Here is a 25,343-nt window from a genome sequence, read left to right as displayed (position 1 = left end):
ATGACAATGCTAGAGACAATGACAGGAAAAATCAACCCCCAAGAACTGACACAAAGCAGACTGCAATTGCACTACGCAGTTCAATATATTGCGGCAACGGGCGCGGCATTGGTAGAACCTCTACCAGATGACAGCCACACCAGTATGATATGGAATCCGGTTTTAGAAGCGTTCGTTGGCGCGACTATTCGAGGGGATCAGCCCTTTCAAATAGCAATCAAGCCAGTTAGCCTCACATTAAGCTTGATAGATCCTCAGAATAACACGATCGCATCTTTGCCATTACACGGAAAGACTATGCTAGAAGGACTCGATTGGCTCCAGCAAGAGATTTCTAAACTCGGTATAGATGCGAACAAAATTGTGCTTTTGGACTTTCCATCTGATGATTTTCCCGCTCATCCCCTTGCTCATGGAGCATCCTTTGATGCCAGTCAAGAAGGAGAATTGCGTGAATTAGCTAGTTATTATATTACCGCGCATCGGCTACTTCAGGCAATGGTTACAACTTACGAGAATGCTTCAGCCATTTACATTTGGCCTCATCATTTTGATATAGCAACACTAATTACACTTCCAAGTTCCAAAAATGAGAATTCATTAACAGTCGGGGTTGGGTTATCGCCTGGAGACACTAGTTATCAAGAACCTTATTGGTATGTGTCTCCTTATCCGTATCCAGACATAGCAAATCTTCCTAGCCTTGATGGTCAGGCTTTTTGGCATACCCAATACTGGGTTGGGGCTGTGCTGCCAGCTTCTCAATTCACTAAGAATGCTAATGCTGAAACCCAACAACAGCAGGTTGCTGCATTCCTACATTCTGCTGTGAAAGCATCAATAGCCCTACTCCAGCCCAAATCTGCTTGGGAAAACTCTGGTTGAGCAAGTAACTAGGGTGAAGGTAGAATCCTCTCTCTAACGAGACGCTTACGCGAACGGCTTTAGCCAGGGGAGTGTCAACACATGACAACTGCAAATTCTCATTCTCAGCCATTCTGTACCATCCAAACCAGAAAACCCAAAATTTGCTCAACTGGTAGTAGTGGATAATCGCTTAAGTCAATGGTGACAGTTTGCCCTTCGAGTTTGAGAAACCGCCAAACTGTACCACTCGTCACTGTTCCGTAAATCGTGGAAATTGGTTGCTGCTTTTGTTGATTAAAACGTTGTGCTGCTACCATTTCGGCTAAACATTGTCCCAGTGCTGGTTTGAGGTCTTCTTTCTTCGCTTCTACCAATACTACCGCCGGGGCTTTAATAAATAACTGTTCTGGAGAGCGACTAATCAGAAAATCGACATAGCCAGTCAAATCAACCTCTGGTTGCACGTTGAACTCTTCGCCGGAAAAGACGCTGATTTGTCCATGAAACTGACGTTTGACTTCTAACAAAACGGGGTTGATAATTCCTTCAGAACGGGCTTTTTCACTACCCACCGCAACAGCCCAAGGTAGGGTTTCTTTCAAGGTATCTTTGAGCAAAGAACTGGGATTGACTGGGGAAATCTCTGGTAAAAAGCGATCGCCTTCTACAATCGTCAGTTGAAAATCATCTACAGCTTTACTCAGAGTAAATTTACTATAAGGCATAAAAGTTCTCCCCATTTGCTTGATAAGCTAGCCTGCGCCCTATTTATCCATCAAGCGATCGCAGTCTGGAAGCTGTATCTTTAAATTTGATTTGTTGGGGTTTACTTGAGTTATCCCAACCTACGGCTAGCTTGCTTAACTGCATTATCTAAACTCTGAGAATTTTAGATTTGCTATTTCTTAGCCTCTACTATATGTCTTTTTTGATGCCATTGCCAAGCGTGAGTGATAATTTCTGGCAAATTTGGATATTGAGGTTGCCAAGTTAATTGTGTCCTTGCTTTATCGCTACTACCAACTAAAATTGGTGGATCACCCGGTCGGCGATCGCGTTCTATAATTTTGATATCTTTACCTGTCACTTGTTTGGCAGTTTCTATTACTTCCCGCACGGAAAAACCACTGCCGTTTCCTAAGTTGAATACTTCACTTTTGCCGCCGTTGAGTAAATATTGTAAACCCAAAATGTGAGCTTGCGCCAAGTCATTTACATGAATATAATCGCGGATACAAGTACCATCTGGGGTAGGGTAATCAATACCAAAGATAAAAATAGATTCACTCTTACCTAACGCAGCTTGTAACACTAGTGGAATTAGATGAGTTTCGGGAATATGGTCTTCACCTAACAAGCCATTGGGGTCAGCACCTGCGGCGTTAAAATAGCGAAAACTTACAGATTTAAGATGATAAGCAGCATCAAAATCAGTCAGAATTTTTTCTACCATCCATTTGCTAGTAGCATAGGGGCTAATGGGGTTTTGCGGATGGTCTTCTGTCAGGGGAATAAATTGAGGTACGCCATAAAGAGCGCAACTAGAAGAAAAGATAAATTTATTAATCGATGCAGCTAACATTGCTTCTAACAATGTTAAAGTGCCGACAACATTATTACGGTAATATTTGGCTGGGTCAGTAACAGATTCACCTACAGCAATGTAAGCGGCAAAGTGCATGATTGCCGCTATATTATTTGTAGCAAAAATGTTGTCAAGAAGAGAGCGATAGCTCATATCCCCAACAATCAACTTTACCTGCAAAACCTCTTCGACAATTTCTCGATGCCCATTTGAGAGATTATCTAAAACAATAACTTCATAACCTGCATTTTTGAGAGCGAATACTGCATGGGAGCCAATGTATCCGGCTCCACCTGTGACTAAAATAGTTGACATAATTAAAAACTAGTAATTAATGATGAATATTTTTTAAATTGATATAACCTATCTCTCAAGAAACACAGGTAACAGGTGACAGAAAATAGGGAATAGTTGTGTTTCTTTTATATTTTGCGGGAGCGTGCGATCGCGCTTGTGGGAGGTTCTTATCTTGCGCCACTCTGTTATTGCGAAAATTGCAGCCCAAAACCTTTATGATTTCGTAGGGTGGGCAGTGCATCGGCACTAGCTTATTGAGAAGGTGCAAAATGTCAGCTATGTAACTACGGCTATAAATTGCGAATGCAGGCGGTTGCATTGTTAATGCAGGCGGTTGCATTACGAATGCAGAGGGTCGCATTGTTAATGCAGGCGGTCGCATTGTTAATGCAGAGGGTCGCATTGCGAATGCAGGTGGATACATTGCGAATGCCATGTAGTAAATAACGAATGCGTTAGAAATTGTATAAGTGGTGGGCAATGCCCACCCTACTGTCTGTCACTTGTCACCCGCTATAATTTCTATCATTGAAGTATTTGGACATAGCACTGTCGAGGCAAGGCATGATTTCGCCGCGACTGCTACCAAGTACACTGTAAGTAGGACGAGGAGCAATCCAATCAAGTTCTTGTGCAGGTAAAGCTACTAAACTACTGACACTTACACCAGCTTGTTTTGCGGCTAGTCTAGCTAAATCAGCCCAGGCGATCGCACTTTTATTAGCCAAATGCCACAAGCCGTTTTCACCATCAATTAATAAATCTAAGCTAGCATGAACAAGGTCTGGCACATAGGTGGGCGAAACAACCGCATCCTCAGCCGCAACAAATTGTCTGCCTGCACTCAATTCACGTAGAGCAATAGTGACAAAGTTGTACTCATCCCACGGGCCAAAAAATGCACTGGTGCGAATTACTAATGATGCAGGATAAGCTTGCAATACTAATTTTTCTGCCATCACTTTGCTGCAACCGTACACATTTAGAGGTGCAACAGTATCAGTTTCTACATAAGGATTTGTTACTGCGCCATTAAATACTAAATCTGAGGAAAAAGTTAATAAAGCTACGTTATGTTGAGCGCAAGCGGTAGCTAAGATTTCTGCACCTTCAGTATTTATTTTTAAGCAAATGTGAGGTTCGCGTTCTGCATCATCTACTTTCACATATCCCGCAGCATTCACAACTGCCCAAGGTTGTAGTTCCGCAAGTACCGCATTCACAGAAACAGCATCGGTAATATCCATTTCTTGGCGTGATAACAAGCGATAGGTAATACCGCGCAGTTCACACAACCGAGCAAAAGCTTTTCCTAATGTGCCTCTAGCGCCAATAATTAATAAAGGACGAGAAGCCGCAGGAATAATTTCTACCCCACACCCTTGATGAAAACAATTAACAGCCGGATATTCTAAACGCTCTGGTCTTCGCCACCATCCAGGGGTTTCTAGTAGTGGGTGATGGGGTTGACGACCATGAGCTAAATTGGCGACTAATTTGGCGATCGCAGTTGGTCGGGGATCAGGCGATGGCGTTCCGCCCAGCGTAGCTGATCGCAAATCAAACACACCTGCTTCGTAATACCCAACTGAGCGAGTTAATAAGCTATTCCAATCGTAACTACCTAACAGCGCCCAAGCTGTAACAGCAAGAATATCTACACCTTCATCTTGTAATTTGTGAGCAGCATTCCACACCTCAAAAAACCAGCGTAGTTGCTCCTCACGGGTACAGTGGAGGTGAACTTCCGTGATAGCTAAGGGTAGTTTATAACGTTCCCAAGTTTCCTTAAGTAATGTGTATGCGCCTGCTGTACCTTCAGCACATACCCTGACCGCCTCCACATCTGCGTACCTTTCCTTACCATTACCACCATGCGTCCAAACTGGATACTTTTCTAGATTTTCATCCAGAAAACGCTCACTTGTTAGGTAATGGTTAATACCGATAATGTCCGGTGGACAATAACAATTTGCACTCTTCTGTTCTAGTTCCGCCTCACTTAAACCGCAGTCACATAAGTATTTCCATATAGGATGATTTTGGTTGATGCGACCGCACAATAAATCAAAACTCAACCAACGGCGCTCGTTTTCAAACTCTGCTTGATAACTTAGTTTTGGTGTACTGTAAGTCTTACCTAAATCCTCCGTTTGCACAAGTTTAGCATCCGGGTTAACCTCGCGGATAGCTTTCATTGCCAGGGCGATCGCTTGACACTCCCCTAACAAAGCACGAGCAAAAGTTAAATCATCCTTTCCGTGAGGATACCAATGTCCATACATCCCACTAAACCTTGCAGTCGTCAGTGGTTCATTCACAGGCGTGTAATATGTAACCCAAGGATATCGTTCCGCCACCGCACGGGCAAACACCGCTAACTTCTGGGGAAACTCTGGGTCTACTAAGCTAGTATCAAGGGGACCACTACCATGATGTACCAATCCCACAATTGGAGTAATACCCAGTTCCCGCAACCTTTCCAGCCGTTCATCCGCCCAAGACCAGTCAGCAGTCTCCAACCCATGAGGGGCGATCTTCTCCCACAATACCGGGTAGCGGATTTTTTTGATCCCCAGTTCGGCAAACAATTCCAAATCATCCAAACGCCTTGCATGACCGTTGCGTTCCAACTGGTCAAAATACTCCTCACCCACACGATTAACAGTACATTCTATCCCAGCCCACATCTCTAGGGGATGTTTTGAATTGAAAACAACAGACATATATTTTGTAATTCGTAATTAAAAAAAATCAACTATACTTAGTAAAAAATCCGCGTTGCTGAATTAAAATATGAAAAGACAAAATAAACTTCCTTTTTCTTGATAACTTTGCGTCTCCGCGCCTTTGCGTGAAACAAAAAATCTGTGGGGCAGACAAAACGCCCACCCCACAACAAATCACCAACTAAGCCTTAACAGCAATTTGCTTGTAAACAGACAAAGCCTGCGCCACACATTGATCCATGTTGTAATATTTGTAAGTCGCCAAGCGCCCTACAAAATATACTCCGGGGATGCTCTCTGCCAAAGCCTTGTATTGCTTGTAAACTTCCTGATTTTCAGGACGTGGTACAGGATAATAAGGGTCGCCCTCTGCTTGAGGATATTCGTAAACAATGCTAGTTTTAGCGTGTTCCTGTCCAGTCAAATACTTAAACTCAGTTACACGAGTATATAAGTGTTCATTGGGATAATTAATCACTGGTGCAGTTTGGAACACCTGAGTATTGTGTGTTTCGTGCTTAAACTCCAGCGAGCGATAAGGTAACTTACCGAAACGATATTCAAAGAACTCGTCCACTGGCCCAGTGTAAACCATCTCCCGGCAAGGTATCGCCTTCTCAATTTCCCGATAATCGGTATTCAACATTACCTTGATGTTCGAGTGATTTAACATAGTCTCAAACATCCTGGTAAAACCGTGGAGTGGCATTGCTTGATAACTATCAGTAAAATAGCGATCGTCGCGATTGGTACGGGTAGGTATTCTGGCAATTACTGACTTATCGAGTTCGGAAGGGTCAAGTCCCCATTGCTTTCTGGTATAATTGCGGAAGAATTTCTCATACAATACCCGACCAACTTTGCTGATGACTACATCCTCTGAAGTCTGGATATATTCTTTGGGTTCAGCTAGTGATTTAAAGAACTCTTCCGCCTCAAAAGAATTGAGGTTCATCCCATAAAGTTTATTGATGGTGTCCAGGTTGATGGGGATGGGAACCAATTGTCCATCAACGCTAGCAAGCACGCGATGTTCGTAAGCACGCCACTGGGTGAAGCGAGAAAGGTACTCAAAAACGTCGCGGGAGTTGGTATGGAAGATATGCGGCCCGTATTTATGGACGAGAACACCATGTTCATCGTAATGGTCATAGGCATTACCGCCAATATGGTTACGCTTATCTACAATCAGTACCTTTTTACCATCAGATGCTAAACGTTCGGCAATGACACTACCAGAAAATCCCGCACCGACAATCAAATAATCAAAGACAAAATCTCTAGTGATAATATTGGGTGCTTGTCTACCTGCAACAGCACCAGTAGAGCCATTTTTCTCTTCTTTATTATCAGCTGCGATGGCGTTCCGCCCAGCGTAGCTGATCGCCGAATCGATCAACTTCACCATCGAAGCCAAAGTGCGATCCCAAGAAATCTTTTCCAAAAACCCATCAACTCGACTCAGCCAACCTGATGCTACATTATCCTCCTGCATTGCCAACTCAGCCGCAGCGATAAACTCAGCAACTGTATCTGCAATGCGTACCAACTTCAGATCCCCGTAAGGACGAACTACATCGCGAATAGAAGTAGATACTACAGGTGTAGCGGCTGCAAGATACTCTGGAGTTTTGGTAGGACTAATATAGCGGGTTGACTCATTACGCGCAAATGGCAACATCGCCAAGTCCCAACCAGACAAATATTTAGGTAGGTCTTTATATTCCTTACTGCCGAGATAATGAATATTATCGTATTGAGGCAGAGTTGCCGGATCAATTTTCACCACTGGCCCAATAATTACCAAATGCCAGTCGGGACGCGCTTGGGCAATTCCCCGCAACAATTCAATATCCATCCGCTCATCAATTACACCATAGAAACCCAAACGCGGATGGGGAATTTCAGCTTGATCTGCTGGTTCTTGCAGATTTCTGGCTTTGGCAAAATGCGCTACATCGACGCTGCTGGGGAAAGCGTAAACATTGGGGTGCTGATTAACTTTACTTTCGTAAAGGCTTTGTCCCCCTGTAAATACCAAGTTTGCACGGCGGAATAATTCTGCTTCGTACTCCTTCAATTTAGGTGATGCACCTTTGAAAGCAGATAATTCATCCATACAATCATAAACGACAGCTTCGGGTTGCCAATGGCTGGTAAATGCGATCGCCATTGGTGTGTAATACCAGCAGATATAATTGTTAATTTTCTGTTCAGCTAATAAGCCATCAACCAACACCTGCAAATCTGCATTAATAGCATCCTCACTCAAACCTTCTGGTAGATGCGGTACAACAACTACTACACCGCTATCATCTTGAATAACATCTAACCTACCTAAAGGTTCCTTAGTAAAAATCGGCTCTTCAATGAAAAATACTCTTCTTCCTTGAGCGCAACGGCTCAGAAGGTGTTGTGGTCTTTGAAAGACAAAATTCCACCGCAAATGGGATAAACAAACTATATCAGGTGTCTGTGTAAAACCTTGGGGTTTTTGTTGTTTTTTCGATATAGAAGATGATACACCAGAAGCTTGCAGATCAGTTAATTCTGGTAGACTGGTTTGGGCAACTTTCTGTGAGATTATCTGCTTAAATCCGTTACCGTTGATGTTAGATTTGCTTTGTGTCATATTGCGGTAAAGAAGATATATGTTGAAATTGCAGTGAAAATGTATCAACAATACTGACAAATCAAAAGATAAATATTTAACTTGTCGGCATATTTCCGCTTGAAAATGTTGTTAAATATATTGGCGGTATGATTTGTAAGCATCGGTAAAATGATGACAATAACTAACGGTAAATATTATTTTCCATGTTCACATCTACTGAAGATAGAGCTTTGTGTATATCAAAAGCATGATTTTTCCTCTAAATAAGCACAGCAGCTTAAATGTAGGTTTGATATTTGATTATAGAAAACGTACATCTGGTAAAATGGCATGATCATAATTACAGATACTAAAATCCCTTCAACGAGCAAGTTAGATTTTTATATCTGCAATTAAGTTGTGATCACTGGCAACAAGCTTGATAAATTGCTAGGCACAGAAAAACCCTCAAGCTCAAAGATACTAAAACCTTCCTCTATCCTGCCTAACTGCAACTATCAATGTTATCGCCTAATTAGTCCTAAATCTGTTTTCTTTTAACGTGAGTTCGACAAGCGTTGTTTTGACCTCACCCCCAACCCCTCTCCTACGAGGAGAGGGGAGTAAGAGGGTGATTTTTTCGTTTCTCCTCCCTCTCCTCTTAGGAGAGGGAGGTTGGGAGGGAGAGGTTCATCGAACTCACGTTCTTTTAGTACATAAATTTTCATTTGTAAAAGAAATTGATAACTTTAAGCAGGTTATCTCTTTTAGACAAATTTTTTGAATGATTAACCATTAGCTAATAGAAATAAAAGGTAATGGCAAGCAATATGAAGATTGTTGCTCGTTCTCCAGATGATATTGGTAACTAAAAAATATCATAGTACGAACAAAGGAGAAAACGAGCATTTATCCTCAGCCTAGTTCCAGAATCTTGTTAGCGAGATTCTGTTCCTTGATTAGGAAGACCAGGTGTTGTTACTGTACCGCCAGGCGCTTCAGGTTCAGCACCTTGACGAACATCAGTACCAGATTCTTGACCAGTCATCCGATATCTTTCATCAACAGAAGTGTCACCTTCTTCTGTGGTTGGCACAGTTGTTTGGGTTCCAGGGTTATCTTCTGGATTAAATTTCTCATCATTTTGACGATTATCAGGAGGAGTTTTAGATGTCATAATATTTAGTACCTTTTGCAATCCGTTATTGTATTAGAATAGATTTTTATTATCTTTATTTCGACTACCCTGGGATAGAAATTTTTCTCTAACTTATTTCACAAAAATATTGGCAAAACATCACTATATTGAGTGTATGAAAGCAATAAATAAACTAATATTTACTATTGCAAGATTCTTTAGTATGAAATTAGTAACCAAAAGTTAGATTGAAGAAGAGGGGGAAAGGGGGAGGGGGAAAGGGGAAGGGGGAAAGGGGAGTAACTGTTGACTGTTGACTGCTGACTAATGACTAATGACTATTGACTGTTGACTATGGACTATGGACTAATGACTATTGACTATTGACTAAAGCGCTAAACTAGATATTGTCCTTACTGCAAACCTGCATTAACTCAGAGATACTGTCCATGCTAGTCCTGAAAACAACCGCCCCAGAATTTTACAGCAAATTTCAAGCATTAGTGAGCGATCGCCGCGAGGCAACGGTTGATGTTAGTGGCACAGTACGCGAGATTCTGGCTGATGTGAAAGTGCGGGGTGATGCCGCAGTTAAGGACTACACGACTCGCTTTGACCATTTTAGCCCCCCTTCCCATCATTTAACTGCAACCTTCATCGCCGAACAAGCCGCAAAATGTTCTCCAGAGGTGAAAGCAGCATTAGAACTAGCGGCTGAACGTATCAGTTCTTTTCACCAAAAGCAACTACCCCAAGACATTGGTTACACCGACAGCACAGGCGTAAAATTGGGTTTAAATTGGGTAGCTCTATCTCAAGTAGGAATTTACGTCCCTGGAGGACGCGCTAGCTATCCCAGCTCAGTCTTGATGAATGCTCTACCCGCGAAAATTGCCGGGGTAGAACGCATAGTGATGACTGTACCCATGCCCCAAGGGGAAATCAATCCTGCCGTTCTAGCTGCTGCCCAAGTCGCAGGTGTAACAGAAATATATAGCATTGGTGGGGCGCAAGCGATCGCTGCCCTAGCCTACGGAACCCAAACCATCACCCCTGTAGATAAAATTGTCGGCCCTGGTAACGCTTACGTAGCCGAAGCCAAACGCCAAGTATTCGGGACTGTGGGGATTGACAGCATTGCTGGGCCTTCGGAAATTTTAGTTGTAGCCGATCGCCAAAATAATCCAGAATGGATTGCCTGGGATCTATTATCGCAAGCTGAACACGACCCCAACGCCCAATCTATCTTGATTACCGATGATGAACCCTTCGCCCAAGAAGTAATCGCCGCCGTTGCCCAAATTCTCACCACCCTACCCACCAAACAAGTAGCTAGCAGCAGTTGGCAAAATCACGGCGCAATCATTATCGTCAACGACTTAGCCGAAAGTATCCCCCTACTCAACCAACTAGCCCCAGAACACGTAGAACTGTGCGTAGACAATCCCCAATTACTAGCCAGTCAAATTAAATGCGCGGGTAGCCTATTCTTAGGAAGATACACCCCAGAAGCGATCGGCGATTATCTAGGCGGCCCCAATCACGTCCTCCCCACCTCCCGTTCCGCCCGCTTTGCTTCCGGCTTAAGCGTCTACGACTTCCTCAAACGCATCACCTACTTAGAATGCAATCAAGCCGCATTGCAAACAATCGGTCAAGCAGCCGTCACCCTTGCCCAAACCGAAGGTTTACCAGCCCACGCAGGTAGCGTTGCCATCCGTTTAGGCACTAGCAAATAAAAAATATCCCATCGTTTTCCAGGCAGTGCCTTGGGCGGCTCTGCTGTTTCAAAGCCTATCCCCCCGTACTCACAGGTGTAGGTTTTTAATATAGCAGTGAGTTGTAGGGGCGGGTTGACAAATACCTTTGATGATTGATGATGATCTGGGTAAATCCGCCCCTACCGAGAAAATCATTGTTTCATCCACAAGTCAGTTCGCTCAAGTCTCTTAACCCGCCCACGCTCCTCTGCTCCCCTACACTCTTAAACCCCTATACCCTTGCCAAAACCCTTGATTTTTCGTTCTCATGCGTAAGTCCTAAACAAGTAGCTATCAATTTAATGAACCTTTATTAAGCTTTTTTTAACTGTCTTAACTGTCCTTGCATCCTTATAGGAGTTTTGCAATACTAAGACAGGTGAGGTGCATCATCTGATACATCACTAAGGACTTTGAAAACAGCCTCTTAGATTTAAAAGTTTCCTTTGCATCTGAGTAAAGTATCCTCACGGAAATTTATCGCAACTTTAATTTAGTAAATATGCAAAAACAACTGGATATGTAAGGGATAAAAATAAAAACATAAACACAAGGTGGTGAATAATGTCAACATTATCCACCATACAAGCAATGCTTTCTTTGTTATATCAAGTTCGGCTAATTACTTATAATATGGTTGTTTTGGTCGGTAATAGCTAATAGCTAATAGGTAATTGTTGTGAGCCATTACCGATTACCGATTACCTATTACCAGCCCCCAATATATGATAAGTATTTAAGCGGACATGATATTAGAGAATGCCTGAAAACTTTTTCTTGTTGTGTTTAAGACTAGTAGCTCCTTTTTAAGGCAGGGCTGTTTCATTCCCTAAAAGACCATAATTTACAAGCGTTTCAACCAAAAAAATCAGGGAGCGCACAGTAGGGGCGCACATCTGTGCTTCCCTACAGATAATCGATGTGTGGCAAATATTTTTGGCATGGGTATAATTTTTCAATTGCCCACTTTCTCAAATTTTTGGCTGATACTCTTGACAAAATCCTGCTCCAAACGAATGAAACAGCCCTGCTTTTTAAGGGGGGTTAGGGGATATCAAAACATATACTTAGCACTTAAGACACATCCTCTGAAATGAAAAATGTTAACTAACCCGGATATAACCTATGGAAATAGTTTGGAATACGTTGAAAAGCCTTAATTACTCCAGCATCCCCATTGGCAAAATAGTTACTGTTGTCATCCTCTTAACGATTACACAGACATTAAGACGATTTGTTGTGGCAGCTATAGTTAAAACTATTGAGAGTTTTACTAGAAAAACTAAAACCACCCTGGATGATGAATTAATTTCGATTATCAAGCCGTCATTAAGTTGGTTGATTTTGATTGGTGGGCTATGGCTCGTTAAGGAAATTCTGTCACAGGAATTAGGTGTTCAATTGAGCGAAACCATTGGTAGGGCGCTCAATTTAGCTTCGGTGTTTATAGTAGCATACGCTATCTATCGAGCCTCTTCTATCTTAGGACAGATAATTGCTAACTTGTTGCTACATACCGACACTGAGTTAGATGAATTACTCAGACCTTTAATGCCGAAAATATTTCAATCGGCTGCTGTTATCGTCATCACTATTAAGGTCAGTGAAATATTTTTAGGACAATCCGCCGCAGCTTTAGTTGGTCTATTAGGTGGTGCTGGTATTACTTTAGGTTTGCTGTTAAAAGATATTGTCTATGACTGGTTTTGTACCGTGATCATTTACTCTGATAATCTCTATCGAGAAGGGGATTGGGTTTCAGTTTCAGGATTACAGGGTTTTGTGCAAATACAGAGTATTGGATTTAGAACTACCACTCTACATGTCTATCAGTGGGGTTCTATTTTGAAAATGCCCAACTCGAAAATGATTACGGGAATTGTTGAAAATTGGTCACAAAATCCGGGTGATGAATTAAAATGGGGCATTAATCTAACTCTCAAGATTGATAATATTTCCGCACAGCAAACGGCGAAAATATGCGATGCTATTAGGGAAATGCCCTCATCTATTCAGGGCTTATCCAAAGAGATAATTGTGCGGTTTAGCAAGATAGAAAATAATGCCCGTGTTATTAACATTGTTGCATTTGTTAATAACGAAAACCTCTATTTTGATGCAGAAAAAAACTTAAATTTGGCCATTTTAGATTTACTGGAACAAGAGGGAATTGATTTTCTGTATGTGGAACTAGAAACGAATCCTGAAGAACATAAAAGGTTCCAGAAAGCAGCCAATAATTAGCAAATAAATATTGTCACCGCCTATTTGTAAAGTAAATCTTAAGTAGGGTGTGTTACGGCAGTACAAATTGCCGTAACGCACCATGAGCAAGTGGCGCGTCACGCATTGCTTTAACGCACCCTACTATTTAAGCTTTACTTTATAAATCATCTCTCATGAGATTATACCGTTTCTTGATGAAGATGCACTTTATTCGGCGCTGTAGAGACGTTGCATGCAACGTCTCTACATTGTTTATTCGGCGCAACTTCATGGAGAATTGGTATTAGTTGTAAATTATTAGATTTTGTTAATCAAACCTTAACCTTCTGCCTACTAAATAGCGATCGCCTTCGCAAATGTAAAGAAATATATACATAACATTTGCCCAATATTTACACATACACCAGTCATAAAACCCAACAGCAAAAAGCTTTTGAGCCTGTTCCCTATCACCTGTCCCCTGTCCCCTACTATAACTAATGACAGAAATTTATGAATAAACATAATTCGATTGCTAGAGGATAAAACTTCCAGGCTATCGTACTAGTAATTTGTCATCACCGTAGAAATACCAAATATCGTAGATGAAAATCCTGTTAATTTCTTCCTATTGTTAGAGAAGTATCAGGCTTTTTGTAAGTTACTGTTTAGTAAGAGGTAATACTTATGACTAGTTACGAGCAGATTTTTAACTCAAAACAGACCATAGAAGAAGCACTTAGCCCAGAAGAAGCCGTTGCGGCGATCGCAGTTGTTACCACCCTTGCAGATTCAACCGATGAACAGATAGATGCTGAAAGTTTAGCCAGTATTCTCTGGCAATTTGAAGTTTTTGCTGAATATTCAGAAGAAGAAATCATTGAAATAGTTGATGAACTCATCACTATTGCCGAAGAAGATGGTGTTGGTGCTTTGTTTAATGCGGCAAGTCAAACCCTTTCTGATGAATTAGTTTGGGATGGTTTTGCAGCTGGAGTAATTATTCTCCTAGACGGCGAGAAACTAGTAATTCCCGAAGAAAAACAGCCTTACATTAAACAACTTCAACAAGCATTAAAACTAGATGAATCAGAAGCCCAAGAAGTTATTCAAGAGATAACCGCAGCTTTTCAACAAACAGATAATGAAGATGACTTAGATGATGAAGAAGATATTCTTATAGTGGAAGATTACAGTGAAGAGGTTTATGAATCACCCTTGGGTAACTTCACTGTCCCTATTCCCGTTGATGCCGAACAAGGAGGTAAAATTCAAAGTCAAGAAGGTGTAGTTGGCTTCTCAGATGACTTCGGCACTTTATTGAGAATTGATTATTACCCCATACCTCCAGAACAATTAGAAGAACTCGATTCCACAGATAAACAAGCATATCTCCGCTCAATCATGGTTGACAAGTATGTGCCTCAAGCAATACTACAAAACCTCCCAGATGCAGCAATCAAGCATACAGAATATCAAGAAAAAGGGGAGTTAAACTATTATTATACCCTGGTTGATATGCCTCTTGGCTCAACAATTTCTCAACAAGACAACAACGGCACTATTACTAGATTAAATGCCTATCGAGGGTTAATTTCTTTTATTCAAGATGACTTTTTGTATATAGTTAGCAGTCAGCGCAGCTTTTTTAATGGCGACACACCCGACTCCATAGAAGAAGAAGCAGAAAACATCAAAGAAAGTATTTTAGAGTTTGTTGATACTATAGAGTTTACTTAGTGGTAAGAGGATGTTTGAAAAGTATTATTGCTGACCTCAAATTCTTTAAGACCTAACCCCCCAGCCCCCTTCCCTACAAGGAATGGCAGGGTGGTTTCATACAATTAGAGAAAAAAGATTATTGTGTTTCAAAGCCTCTCCCCCCGTGGGGGAGCCAGTTGCGTGGGCGGGTTTCCCGACTTGAGCAAACTGGCGTGAGAGGTTTGGAGAGGGGTCAAAATCTCTGCTGCAAAACGAGAAATCAGGACTTATAAATTTTTCTTTTTCGTATGAAAGCACCCGCTATTAATTTTTAGTACAACTCATGATGATGAAGTATTTCCGACATAAACTTTTGAGGTTTGAAGGTTCTGCGGCAATACCCCATTGCTTTGTTTGTCATCATCGGTACTTGCTTGTTCTTTCTTCTCTTGCACAACTTGAGTAGCGTACACTTCTACATCCTTTTGGATAATATCTTCCACTTGGGTCGAAAAGAAGCTAAATGCTTGCTCGTGGCTTTTGTAGTCAACATAAGGCCCTGCCAATTGAAAGAATTGCCACCCTTGTGTTTTGAGAGATTCAGCTGTACGTCGATAGTGTCGCCAGCGTTCTCCGTAATGAAAAAATTCTTCAATGGCGGCGCTAATAGCTACAAGTTGACTTAGCGCAAAAGTTGACCAAACAAAAAGGTCTCTGACTGTAGAACTATTAATATTTAAACTGACTAAAGCCGGAAGAATCACACCACCAATAATTGTCACCAGTCGTAATCCATGATATCTATTGCGAGCTTTACCTGCTTGTGCTTCCATCCAGAGCATTTGGTCTAACCAACGCGAAGATAGAAATTTTTTTTGCATTTCTGAGAGAGTTAAGGAATCTATTAAATTTGTAAATTCCTCTTTGAGAAATTCTCGATAAGGATCTTTATTCAACATAGTTGTTTGCTCCCTAATTCAACAGTAAGTTTGTAATTGTCTTAATCAAATCTTCCTTTGCTGCTTCTAAGTCAATTGTTTGTAGACAGCCTGATGCAGCTAATTGTTTAGCTCGTTCATCAGTAGCATCCCCATGCAAAGCAGAAACTAGCTTGTCTGCGGTTCTGCCGCTACCAGCAATTACCATCACTAACCGCCCAGCAATAACGCTATTTAACGCATCCACAAAGGTAATTTCGCCACCATTAATCAGGACTGTAATTGAGGGTGCGCCATTAGCTAAAACAGTTGCCACTTGTACTATCCAGGGAGATTCATCACCCCAATTATTACCAGGAACTAGCACAAAATGAGTATGATGCGGCTCAAGGGGTGTGGCATCCTCACTGAAGACAGTTGTTTGTTCAGGTAAAATTACCTTCCCTATGGGTGCTACACCAACTAGCGGAAAATCGCCATTGATTTGGCTACGGGCTTTGCCTATCAATTGCATCACTCCCGCATCAGTACCACCATCCACCACATAAGCCCCCAAGCTTTGGGCAATTGGCGCTAAAACTTCTACGAACAGCCTCTGGATACGTAAAAAATCTGCTTCGCTAATTTTACTAGCGCCCCCTACTATAACTAAGACAGGACGGGAATTACTTAGCCCTAATTGCGCTAGCGCCTGGGGTAATTCCACGGCTTCAGATACCGTAACTGCTACTGCTGCTTGCTGGGAATTTAAATTTAGGCTGAAAAATTTGACCATTGATTGGGTGTATAACTTACAAATATTTAAGTATTTACCGTAACAAGTTTCTGTTTCATGTTCAATCGGCCATGAATACTATTTATAAATTAAATGTAGCTAAATAGACTTTAAATTCATTTGCATACTAAAGATAACCAACTTTTGAGAGAATGAGTAGACCCATAGCCAAAATTCGTCAAACAAGCTCCATTTATAGGCTTATTTCATTTAAGTAGCACTTGTTTAGAGCCAGTTTATCAGCATCTATAACTTTAGGCATACTACAAAAATATACACTAATATCGAAAAATTACTATGTAAATTCTTGACAAATTACAGTGTAGCGTTTTTAATTGGTAATTAATTATGCCGGATTTTACAATATAACTTTGAAGCCACCGTGAATAACAGTAGGATCTTTGCTGACGGCAAGCCTGGATTGTTCCTAGCAAAGCAAACTTTCATCCCCGTCGCTGTAGTATCGATATTGACCAGCAACCCTTGCCTAGCGCAAATCACACCTGACACGACCTTGGGAAATCAAAACTCCCAAGTGACAACTGGTGTCAACATTCAAAGAAATGAGGTTGACTTACAGGCTGACTTAATTGAAGGTGGTGTCCAAAGAGGCAGCAACCTATATCACAGTTTTTTAGAATTTAATGTCAACAATGGGCAGAGGGTATATTTTGCTAACCCTACAGGTGTTGAGAATATTTTTAGTCGAGTTACGGGCATTAACCCTTCTAATATTTTGGGGACTTTGGGCGTAAATGGTGCAGCTAATTTATTTTTGCTCAATCCCAAGGGGATTATTTTTGGGCCAAATGCCAAGTTAGATATTCAAGGTTCATTCCTGGCTACCACAGCTAACAGTTTTAAATTTTCTGATGGTAGTGAATTTAGTGCTACGAGTCCCCAAGCGCCGTCACTGTTAACAATGAGTGTACCCGTGGGTGTGCAGTTTGGTTCACAGCCAGCAGCAGATATTACCAGTAAAGGAGAGTTGGTAGCAGAAAAGGATTTGACGCTGAATGCTGGCAATTTGGATTTACAGGGAACAGTCAAAGCTGGTAGGAATTTAACATTACAGGCGCAGAACAATTTAAAAGTTAGAGATATCGAAAGTAATGCTTTCATTGCGCCTGCGGGTGGGAATTTGCTGGCGCAAGGTGATCTGTCTAGTTCTAATTATTCGGTAATTCATGCTATCGGCGATGTGAGCTTTAATAGCTACACAGGAGGATCTTTGCACATTCTGGCGGGTGGGAGTGTCAATATTGCTGGTAACGTTACAATTAAGGGCGTAGACAGCACAGGCAATTCTCTTCAAGAAACCGTCACGCGATCGGATGGAGAAACAGAGATAGATATTGATGGTAGTCAAACACCAACATTAGACATTAGAGCAGGGGTAGATTCCAAATATATTGGCACTCCAAACTTTACATCTAATACTCCAACAAATGCCAATATCAATATCAACGGAAATCTTACAAACTATGGAGGTTTGATATTTTTAACAAATCAATATCAACCAAATCCTCAGTTATCAGGAAATATCGCAACCAAGGAAATATATTCTGGCGGAAAAAACATTTCTAACCTTGAAAATGGAGGGAATATTGTTATTGAATCCAAAGGAAATATCACAGCCTCTAAAATATATTCTGGTGTAGAGAATAATAAAGGTGACGCGGGGAATGCAGGTAATATTATTGTTCAAGCCACTGGTAATATTAGGGTTGGAGCAACAGATCCAAATAGTCCAGATGGTGAAGGCGCTATGAATGCTTCCGTATTCACATGCAATTCCTCTGTACAAGGATGCTCTGGAAAAAGAGATGCTGGAAACGCTGGGAGTATTAAACTTACCAGCACTAACGGTGGTATCAAGGTTATAGGGGGCTTATTTACGAACTCAACTGCTTTTGGGGAAGGGAGTAGAGCAGGTGATACGGGAAATATTACATTACAAGCAAGGAACGGGACTGTTGAAGTTATTGCTAATGGATCTGGTGCGATTGTAACTCGAACTCAAAATGACAACAAGCCAGGTACAAGTGGAAATGCAGGGAATATTACAATTGATGCCAAAAGTATTACAATTAAGGGCCGAGCAAATAATCAAACAGACCTTGATGTAACAAGCGAATCTAAGCTAACAGGCTCATCTGGAAAGATTACATTTAACAGTCAAATGCCACTGGAATTAAATAACCTCACGATTGGCACGGATGCTCGTGATGGTAAGGGTGGCAATATTGATATCATCGCTCCTTCATTAACTATAAACAAGAGCCAAATTACTACAACAACTTCTGGCACAGGTAATGCAGGGTATATTAAGATAATTGCACAAAATTCGGTGCTAGTTGATAATGAATCGGCAATCAATACTAATAATACAGGTTCAGGATTTGCAGGAAATATCACAATTGATGCTAAAGAGCAAGTAGCTCTCGACAGCAGTAAGATATCGAGCGAAGGCAATAATGGATGGATAATTATTGGTGGCAGCTATCAGCCTAAAAGCATGATTATTGATAATTCAAAAATAACTACTGATAGTAAAAATTTAGGAGATGCAGGAAATATCACAATTAATGCTAGTGACAAAATATCTATTGACAACGGCAGCGAGATATCTAGTCAGGGGAATAATGGCTCTATAGTTATTGGTAATGACTCTGTGCCTAAAACCTTTACTATTGATAATTATTCTAAAATAACTACTGATGATGATAATTCAGAACAAGCAGGAAATATCACAATTAATGCTAGTGAAAAAATATCTATTGACAACGGCAGCAAGATATCGAGCACAGGTAATTATGGCTCTATAGTTATTGGTAATGACTATGTGCCTAAAACCTTCACTATTGATAATAATTCTAAAATAACTACTGATGGTGATAATTCAGAACAAGCAGGAAATATCACAATTAATGCTAGTGACAAAATATCTATTGACAACGGCAGCAAGATATCGAGCACAGGTAATTATGGCTCTATAGTTATTGGTAATGACTCTGTGCCTAAAACCTTTACTATTGATAATAAATCTAAAATAACTACTGATGGTAATAATTCAGAAAAAGCAGGAGATATCACAATTAATGCTAGTGACAAAATATCTATTGACAACGGCAGCGAGATATCTAGTCAGGGGAATAATGGCAGTATTAACATCACCACAGGTAAGTTGTCTGTAAATCAGAAATCGGAAATCAATACTAATGGTAATAATTCAGAAAAAGCAGGAAATATCACAATTAATGCTAGTGAAAAATTATCTATTCTCAACAATAGCAATATCTCTAGCAAAGGAAAATTTGGCAATGTTAACATCACTACAGGCAGCTTGTACCTGAATCAAAATTCGGGAATCAATACTAATAATGATTCCGGTGATGCTGGAGATATCAAGATCACAACACAGAATTTGTTACTTCGTCGCCAAAGCAAAATTACTACTACCGCAGGTTCAGAAAAGAATCCTGGTAATGGCGGTAGCATCAAAATTACTGCCGAGGATGGATTTGTTATAGCAGTGCCATCGGAAGATAGTGATATTACTGCCAATGCCTTCAAAGGTCAGGGTGGCAAGATTGATATTCGTGCTAACCGCATTCTCGGATTTAAAAAGCAGGAAAATTTGAGTTCAACACAACTGAGTGGGCTTACCAAAAATGGTATCAGCGACATCAGCGCCAGTTCCGATGTGGGTGACAATGGAGAGGTATCGCTGAATACTCTCAGTATTGACCCTACTCAGGGGCTAGTGCAATTGCCGACAAATATAGTAGACACTTCTAGATTAATTGCCCAAGGCTGCGGTAGCAGTAGTAACGTTGCTAAAGGAAAAAGTGAGTTTGTCATTACTGGACGTGGGGGACTACCTCCCAGTCCTGATGATACTCTCAAGGCTGGGGCTATTTCCCCGGAATGGGTTGTAAATAATACTACTACTAATAGGAATAATTCGGGGAGTATGCCTGAGAGGAATTTAAAGCAATTATCATCAAATACTGCCGATACTTTAGTTGAAGCGGTGGGGATGGTACGTAATGCAAATGGAGATATTGTTTTTACTGCTCAACCTACAACGGCTACTGGGCTACAGTCGGGGCTATCTAGTCAAGCTTGTGGTGTTGTGCAAGGGAATGTGAAACCATGAACGGGTTGCAGGGTAGGCGATCGCCACATCTATCTCAATACTATCCAAATAAGGTTCACATATCCTTCCTGGTGACAGGGTTAATTCTCGGCTTCCATCTACAACCCTTGGCGGCTCAAGAGGTTCCCGCAGAAGTAAGACCGCCTTCCATACAACCATTACCACAACCACAACCCCTCCCAGAACTACCACCGCCAGAACAGCTACTACCCAATGCACCCCAGTCACCAACGCAACCAGATGTGAATCCGCAAACTTTAGCGGAGACGTTGATTGTAGAACGGTTTGAGTTTGTGGGGAACACAGTTTTTAGCAACCAAGAACTGGCGAAGGTGACAGATGCTTACCTGAAACGCCCAATTACTTTTAATGATTTACTCGAACTACGTTCACGACTGACGCAGTTATATGTAGATAAAGGCTATGTGACTTCTGGAGTCATTATTCCCCCCCAAACTGTGAAAGGCGGGGTGGTGGTATTGCAAGCGGTAGAAGGAAGCTTAGAAAAGATAAATGTGATAGGTACGCGCCGCCTTAACCCCGACTATGTGCGCGATCGCCTAGCAATTGCAGCTGGTAAACCCCTATCGCGCGATCGCCTACTCGCCGGACTGCAACTATTACAATTAGATCCTTTAATTAAAAGTATATCTACGGATTTACAAGCCGGCATTCGTCCGGGTACTAATATATTAGAAGTTAAAGTTACTGAAGCCGATACTTTTAGCACTCAAATAGTCTTAGATAACCAACGCAGTCCCAGTGTAGGCAGTTTTCGCCGCCGCATCAATGTTAGCGAAGCCAATTTGTTGGGGTTAGGAGATGGTCTAAGTGTTGGTTACACCAATACAGATGGTAGTAATGGCTTTGATGTTAGCTATAGCCTACCCGTCAATCCCCGCAACGGTAAGCTGATTTTTACCTATGCGAATACTGATAGTAATGTGATAGAGCGTCCTTTTAACTTTTTGGATATCAATTCCGAGTCCAGATACTATGAATTAACCTACCGTCAACCCCTGCGACAAACACCCACCCAAGACTTGACTGTAGGAATTACCGCTAGTCACCAAGCAGGTCAAACATTCTTGGGTTTTGACAATATCGGGGCGACTCCGCTAGCCGTTGGTGCTGATAACCAAGGTAGGACGAAGGTTTCTGCAATTAGATTTTTTCAAGAATGGACTCAACGCAGTAGCCAACAAGTCATAGCAGCGCGATCGCAATTCAGTTTCGGCTTGGGTGTTTTAGGCGCAACAATTAATCGAGATGAACCCGATAGCCGCTTTTTTGTCTGGCGAGGACAAGCCCAATGGTTGCGCCAACTAGCGCCCGATACCTTAGTGCTACTGCAAACTGATTTGCAATTAGCCGATAGAAAACTGTTAGGGTTGGAACAATTTGGTATCGGTGGACAATCAACTGTGCGCGGATACCGTCAAGATCAATTGTTAACAGATAATGGTGTGCAAGCAAGCGCCGAAATTCGCTTACCAATTGCGCGAGTTGCACAAGGAGTTTTGCAACTTACGCCTTTTTTCGATATTGGTACAGGCTGGAATAATGGCGGTTCAAATCCCCGTAATAATACCTTAATCGGTACGGGGCTTGGTTTGTTGTGGCGACAGGGTAGTAATTTTACTGCGCGTTTAGATTGGGGTATTCCGCTTACATCAGATAATTCTCAGAGGGATAGAACATGGCAAGAAAACGGTTTATATTTCTCTGTCATCTATACACCTTTTTAACTTGGGGATGGATGGTAAGAGTGAAAAAATTGGCGGGGAAACAACGCCAACAATTCTGGTATGGAATTTTGGCTTGTCTGACAACTTTACTATGTATATTGGTTTCGCCTGTGGTGGCTCGTGATGTGGGAAGTCAAGAGTTGACTACATCGGTGGTTGCTTCTGACTTTTCACGGGATCTAGAAAACCTCTCTCCAAACCTCTCTCCTAAGAGGAGAGAGGCTTTAACTACTCCCCCTTCCCTTGTAGGGAAGGGGGCTGGGGGGTTAGGTATAGAGTTAGCTTATCCATCAAATGTGAAAAGTCAAATAGTTGCTTCTTCCTCTCCAGAACAAGCAGCTAAAAATCTCTATATGACAGGGCGATTTTCCCAAGCTGTCGAGTTATTACAGCAAGCTTACCAAACAAATGGTGATCCAGTAGAAAAGGCGGTGATTCTCAGTAATTTGGCTCTCAACTTGCACCAATTAGGGCGCATTGATGAAGCAACTAAGGCAATTGAAGATGCGATCGCTATCTTACAAAAAATTCCCCAATCATCACAATTACCAGTTTGGGCGCAAATTTGGGATGTCAAAGGTAATCTCGAACTAGCACAGGGTAAAGCCCAAGCCGCTTTGTCATCTTGGGAAACAGCCGCATCACTCTACCAACAATTAAAAGATAGCGATAAGGCTATCCTCGCCCAAATTAACCAAGCACAAGCATTGCAGGCTTTAGGACTCTATCGCCGAGAAATTTCTCTACTCCAGAATTTGACCAAGGATTTGCAAAAACAACCAGACTCCCTCGCTAAGGCGGCTAGTTTTCGCAACTTGGGTGAGGCGCTGGCGTTGGCTGGTGATTTCCCACAAGCACAAAAACATTTACAACAAAGTCTAGAGATTGCCCAAAAATTGGCATCACCGGAAACCATTGCTACAGCTTACCTCAGTTTGGGTAATCTCGACTATATTCCCGGTAGCAACACAAAACAAAAAAAGACTGCTCTAGCTTATTACGAAAAAGCAGCTATTTCCTCAACTACTGCGACTAGCAAAATTCCCGCCCAACTTAACCGTTTACGCCTATTAATTGAGTTGGAACAATGGGCAGAAGCTCAAGCATTATATCCCGAAATTCAAAGTCAAATTACTAACCTGCCGCTTGGACGTTCTGCTATTTACGCTCAAGTGAATTTGGCTCAACGCCTTCTAGAAATGAGGCAGAAATTCAGCGAACCCAACCCAGAAACAATTGCTAAAATTCTAGCTGTGGCACGTCAGCAAGCGCAACAATTGCAAGATGTCCGCTCAGAATCTTTTGTATTAGGTAATTTGGGTCATCTATATGAATTATCTCAACAATGGTCTATAGCCCAAGATTTGACCAAACAGGCGCTAGATTTATCTCAGTCAATTCAAGCCCCAGATATCGCCTATCGTTGGTATTGGCAAATGGGACGTATTCTTTGCCAAGGTAAACCCCATTGTGATCAATCGGGAGATATTACAGGAGCGATCGCTGCTTACCAACAAGCATTTAATAGTTTACAAAATATTCGTGGCGATTTGATTGCTACCAATAAAAATGTGCAGTTTTCTTTTCGGGAAACTGTAGAACCTGTGTATCGTCGTTTAGTTGATTTGTTACTTCAATCATCAACATCCAGTCAAGAGAATCTAAAACAGGCTCGTAATGTCATTGAAGCCCTACAAGTGGCAAAATTACAAAACTTTTTGCAGCAAGCTTGTCAAGATTCTAAATTAGAACTTGACCAGGTGATTGATTCTCAAGACCAAACATCAGCAGTTATTTATGCAATTATTTTGAATGACCATTTAGAAGTTATTCTCAAACGACCTAATAAAGAACTTAGTCATTATACTGCCTCGCCACAAGAGAAAATTCAGGATGTTGTCAAACTACTATATGATAATCTCCAAGATGATAGTGCTTATGATGAAGTAAAAGACTATGGTCAACAAGTCTATAACTGGCTGATTCAACCAATAGAAAAAGAGCTAAAAGAAAGCAATATCAAGAATTTGATTTTTGTTTTGGATGGGCCTTTAAGAAAAATCCCGATGGCGAGTCTTTATGATGGTCAGCAGTATCTAGTAGAAAAATATTCTGTCTCCTTAGCTTTGGGGTTACAAGTGCGTGAACCAAAGCCTTTAAACAGAGAAACCATGAAAGTTTTAGCTGCTAGCTTGACTGACCCACCAGAAAATCAAGAGGTTTCTGGTTTTTCTCGATTAGTAAATGTTTCATTTGAAGTGAAGGAAATCAAAAAGACAGGATTAGCAGTGGATTGGATTGCTGACCAAGAGTTTACCACAAAAAACTTTAACAAAGAGCTAAATACTGCTAATTTTGATGTCGTACATTTAGCCACTCACGGTCTATTTGGGGAAAATCGAGAAAATACTTTTGTGGTGACCGCAGATGGTAAGTTGAAGATAGATGATTTTGATCAATTGTTTAGTAGTGAAGGACAAAGCCGCAAGCAAAAAATAGACTTACTTATTCTCAGTGCTTGTCAGACAGCTACAGGTAACGACCAAGCCGTGATGGGTATTGCGGGAACTATTGTCCAAGCTGGCGCTAGTAGTGCGATCGCTAGTTTGTGGGATCTAGACGATGAAGCCAGCGTTCCCTTCATGAAAGAATTTTATCAACATTTAGGACAACCCAACATTAGCCGAGCCGAAGCCCTACGTTTAGCACAGCAATCTCTACTCAAAAGCGACAAATATGACCACCCTCGTTATTGGGGTCCTTACGTTTTAGTTGGTAGTTGGCTTTAATATCAATCGCCAAAAACTTTGAATTAAATCAGTTATCAGTTATCAGTTATCAGTTA

General features: G+C 41.4%; 15 protein-coding genes. 7 read left to right on the top strand and 8 right to left on the bottom strand.

The features are described 5' to 3' along the window. Window positions 1-885 carry a hypothetical protein gene (locus H6G83_RS26910; protein WP_190477749.1) on the top strand — a complete coding sequence of 295 codons (885 nt, stop codon included), beginning with the start codon at window positions 1-3 and terminating at the stop codon, window positions 883-885. 104 nt (window positions 886-989) lie between these two features. Here H6G83_RS26910 and H6G83_RS26905 read toward each other — a convergent pair whose 3' ends face one another. The 6 genes from H6G83_RS26905 to H6G83_RS26880 all read right to left on the bottom strand — a co-directional run bounded on the left by H6G83_RS26905 (window position 990) and on the right by H6G83_RS26880 (window position 9,248). Next, window positions 990-1,592 (bottom strand): hypothetical protein, encoded by a 603-nt coding sequence (locus H6G83_RS26905; protein WP_190477747.1) that lies wholly within the window; start codon window positions 1,590-1,592, stop codon window positions 990-992. 173 nt (window positions 1,593-1,765) lie between these two features. Continuing rightward, entirely contained in the window at window positions 1,766-2,767 is a 1,002-nt protein-coding gene (gene galE, locus H6G83_RS26900) for a UDP-glucose 4-epimerase GalE (RefSeq protein ID WP_190477744.1), read from the bottom strand. Window positions 2,768-2,822: 55 nt separating this feature from the next. Next, complete coding sequence (locus H6G83_RS26895; protein ID WP_190477742.1) at window positions 2,823-3,152, bottom strand: hypothetical protein; 330 nt, start codon at window positions 3,150-3,152, stop codon at window positions 2,823-2,825. A gap of 103 nt (window positions 3,153-3,255) precedes the next feature. Then, window positions 3,256-5,475, bottom strand: a complete 2,220-nt coding sequence (locus tag H6G83_RS26890; protein WP_190477740.1) for a family 1 glycosylhydrolase — start codon at window positions 5,473-5,475, stop codon at window positions 3,256-3,258. A 184-nt stretch (window positions 5,476-5,659) separates the two neighbouring features. Further along, window positions 5,660-8,110, bottom strand: coding sequence for a UDP-galactopyranose mutase (gene glf / locus H6G83_RS26885; RefSeq protein WP_190477739.1), 2,451 nt, complete (start codon window positions 8,108-8,110; stop codon window positions 5,660-5,662). An 898-nt stretch (window positions 8,111-9,008) separates the two neighbouring features. Further along, window positions 9,009-9,248 (bottom strand): hypothetical protein, encoded by a 240-nt coding sequence (locus tag H6G83_RS26880; protein WP_190477737.1) that lies wholly within the window; start codon window positions 9,246-9,248, stop codon window positions 9,009-9,011. A gap of 410 nt (window positions 9,249-9,658) precedes the next feature. On the opposite strand from H6G83_RS26880, the gene hisD reads away from it, so the two are divergent. From hisD to H6G83_RS26865, 3 genes are all read left to right on the top strand, one after another. Next, window positions 9,659-10,948 carry a histidinol dehydrogenase gene (hisD, locus tag H6G83_RS26875; RefSeq protein WP_190477734.1) on the top strand — a complete coding sequence of 430 codons (1,290 nt, stop codon included), beginning with the start codon at window positions 9,659-9,661 and terminating at the stop codon, window positions 10,946-10,948. A 1,146-nt stretch (window positions 10,949-12,094) separates the two neighbouring features. Next, window positions 12,095-13,213, top strand: coding sequence for a mechanosensitive ion channel family protein (locus tag H6G83_RS26870; RefSeq protein WP_190477733.1), 1,119 nt, complete (start codon window positions 12,095-12,097; stop codon window positions 13,211-13,213). Between the two features lie 648 nt (window positions 13,214-13,861). After that, window positions 13,862-14,914, top strand: a complete 1,053-nt coding sequence (locus H6G83_RS26865) for a tellurite resistance TerB family protein (RefSeq protein ID WP_190477731.1) — start codon at window positions 13,862-13,864, stop codon at window positions 14,912-14,914. Window positions 14,915-15,216: 302 nt separating this feature from the next. Here the strand turns inward: H6G83_RS26865 and H6G83_RS26860 are convergent, their stop codons facing one another. Both H6G83_RS26860 and H6G83_RS26855 read right to left on the bottom strand, forming a co-directional pair. Continuing rightward, complete coding sequence (locus tag H6G83_RS26860) at window positions 15,217-15,834, bottom strand: DUF4231 domain-containing protein (protein WP_190477729.1); 618 nt, start codon at window positions 15,832-15,834, stop codon at window positions 15,217-15,219. Window positions 15,835-15,847: 13 nt separating this feature from the next. Further along, window positions 15,848-16,588, bottom strand: coding sequence for a hypothetical protein (locus H6G83_RS26855; protein ID WP_190477727.1), 741 nt, complete (start codon window positions 16,586-16,588; stop codon window positions 15,848-15,850). A 382-nt stretch (window positions 16,589-16,970) separates the two neighbouring features. On the opposite strand from H6G83_RS26855, the gene H6G83_RS26850 reads away from it, so the two are divergent. Genes H6G83_RS26850 through H6G83_RS26840 form a run of 3 tightly spaced genes read left to right on the top strand, consistent with a single transcriptional unit; the run spans window position 16,971 to window position 25,287 of the window. Next, a complete protein-coding gene (locus H6G83_RS26850) occupies window positions 16,971-20,750 on the top strand; it encodes a two-partner secretion domain-containing protein (RefSeq protein ID WP_199328610.1) in 3,780 nt (1,259 codons plus the stop codon). Continuing rightward, window positions 20,747-22,498, top strand: a complete 1,752-nt coding sequence (locus H6G83_RS26845; protein WP_190477726.1) for a ShlB/FhaC/HecB family hemolysin secretion/activation protein — start codon at window positions 20,747-20,749, stop codon at window positions 22,496-22,498. Before H6G83_RS26850 ends, H6G83_RS26845 begins: the two co-directional genes overlap by 4 nt. Beyond that, entirely contained in the window at window positions 22,450-25,287 is a 2,838-nt protein-coding gene (locus tag H6G83_RS26840; protein WP_242044842.1) for a CHAT domain-containing protein, read from the top strand. The genes H6G83_RS26845 and H6G83_RS26840 overlap by 49 nt, the downstream gene beginning before the upstream one ends. The last annotated feature ends 56 nt before the right edge of the window (window positions 25,288-25,343 follow it).

Source organism: Anabaena azotica FACHB-119 (assembly GCF_014697625.1).
Classification (GTDB): domain Bacteria; phylum Cyanobacteriota; class Cyanobacteriia; order Cyanobacteriales; family Nostocaceae; genus Trichormus; species Trichormus azoticus_A.
This window is presented reverse-complemented; position numbering and strand designations above follow the sequence as displayed.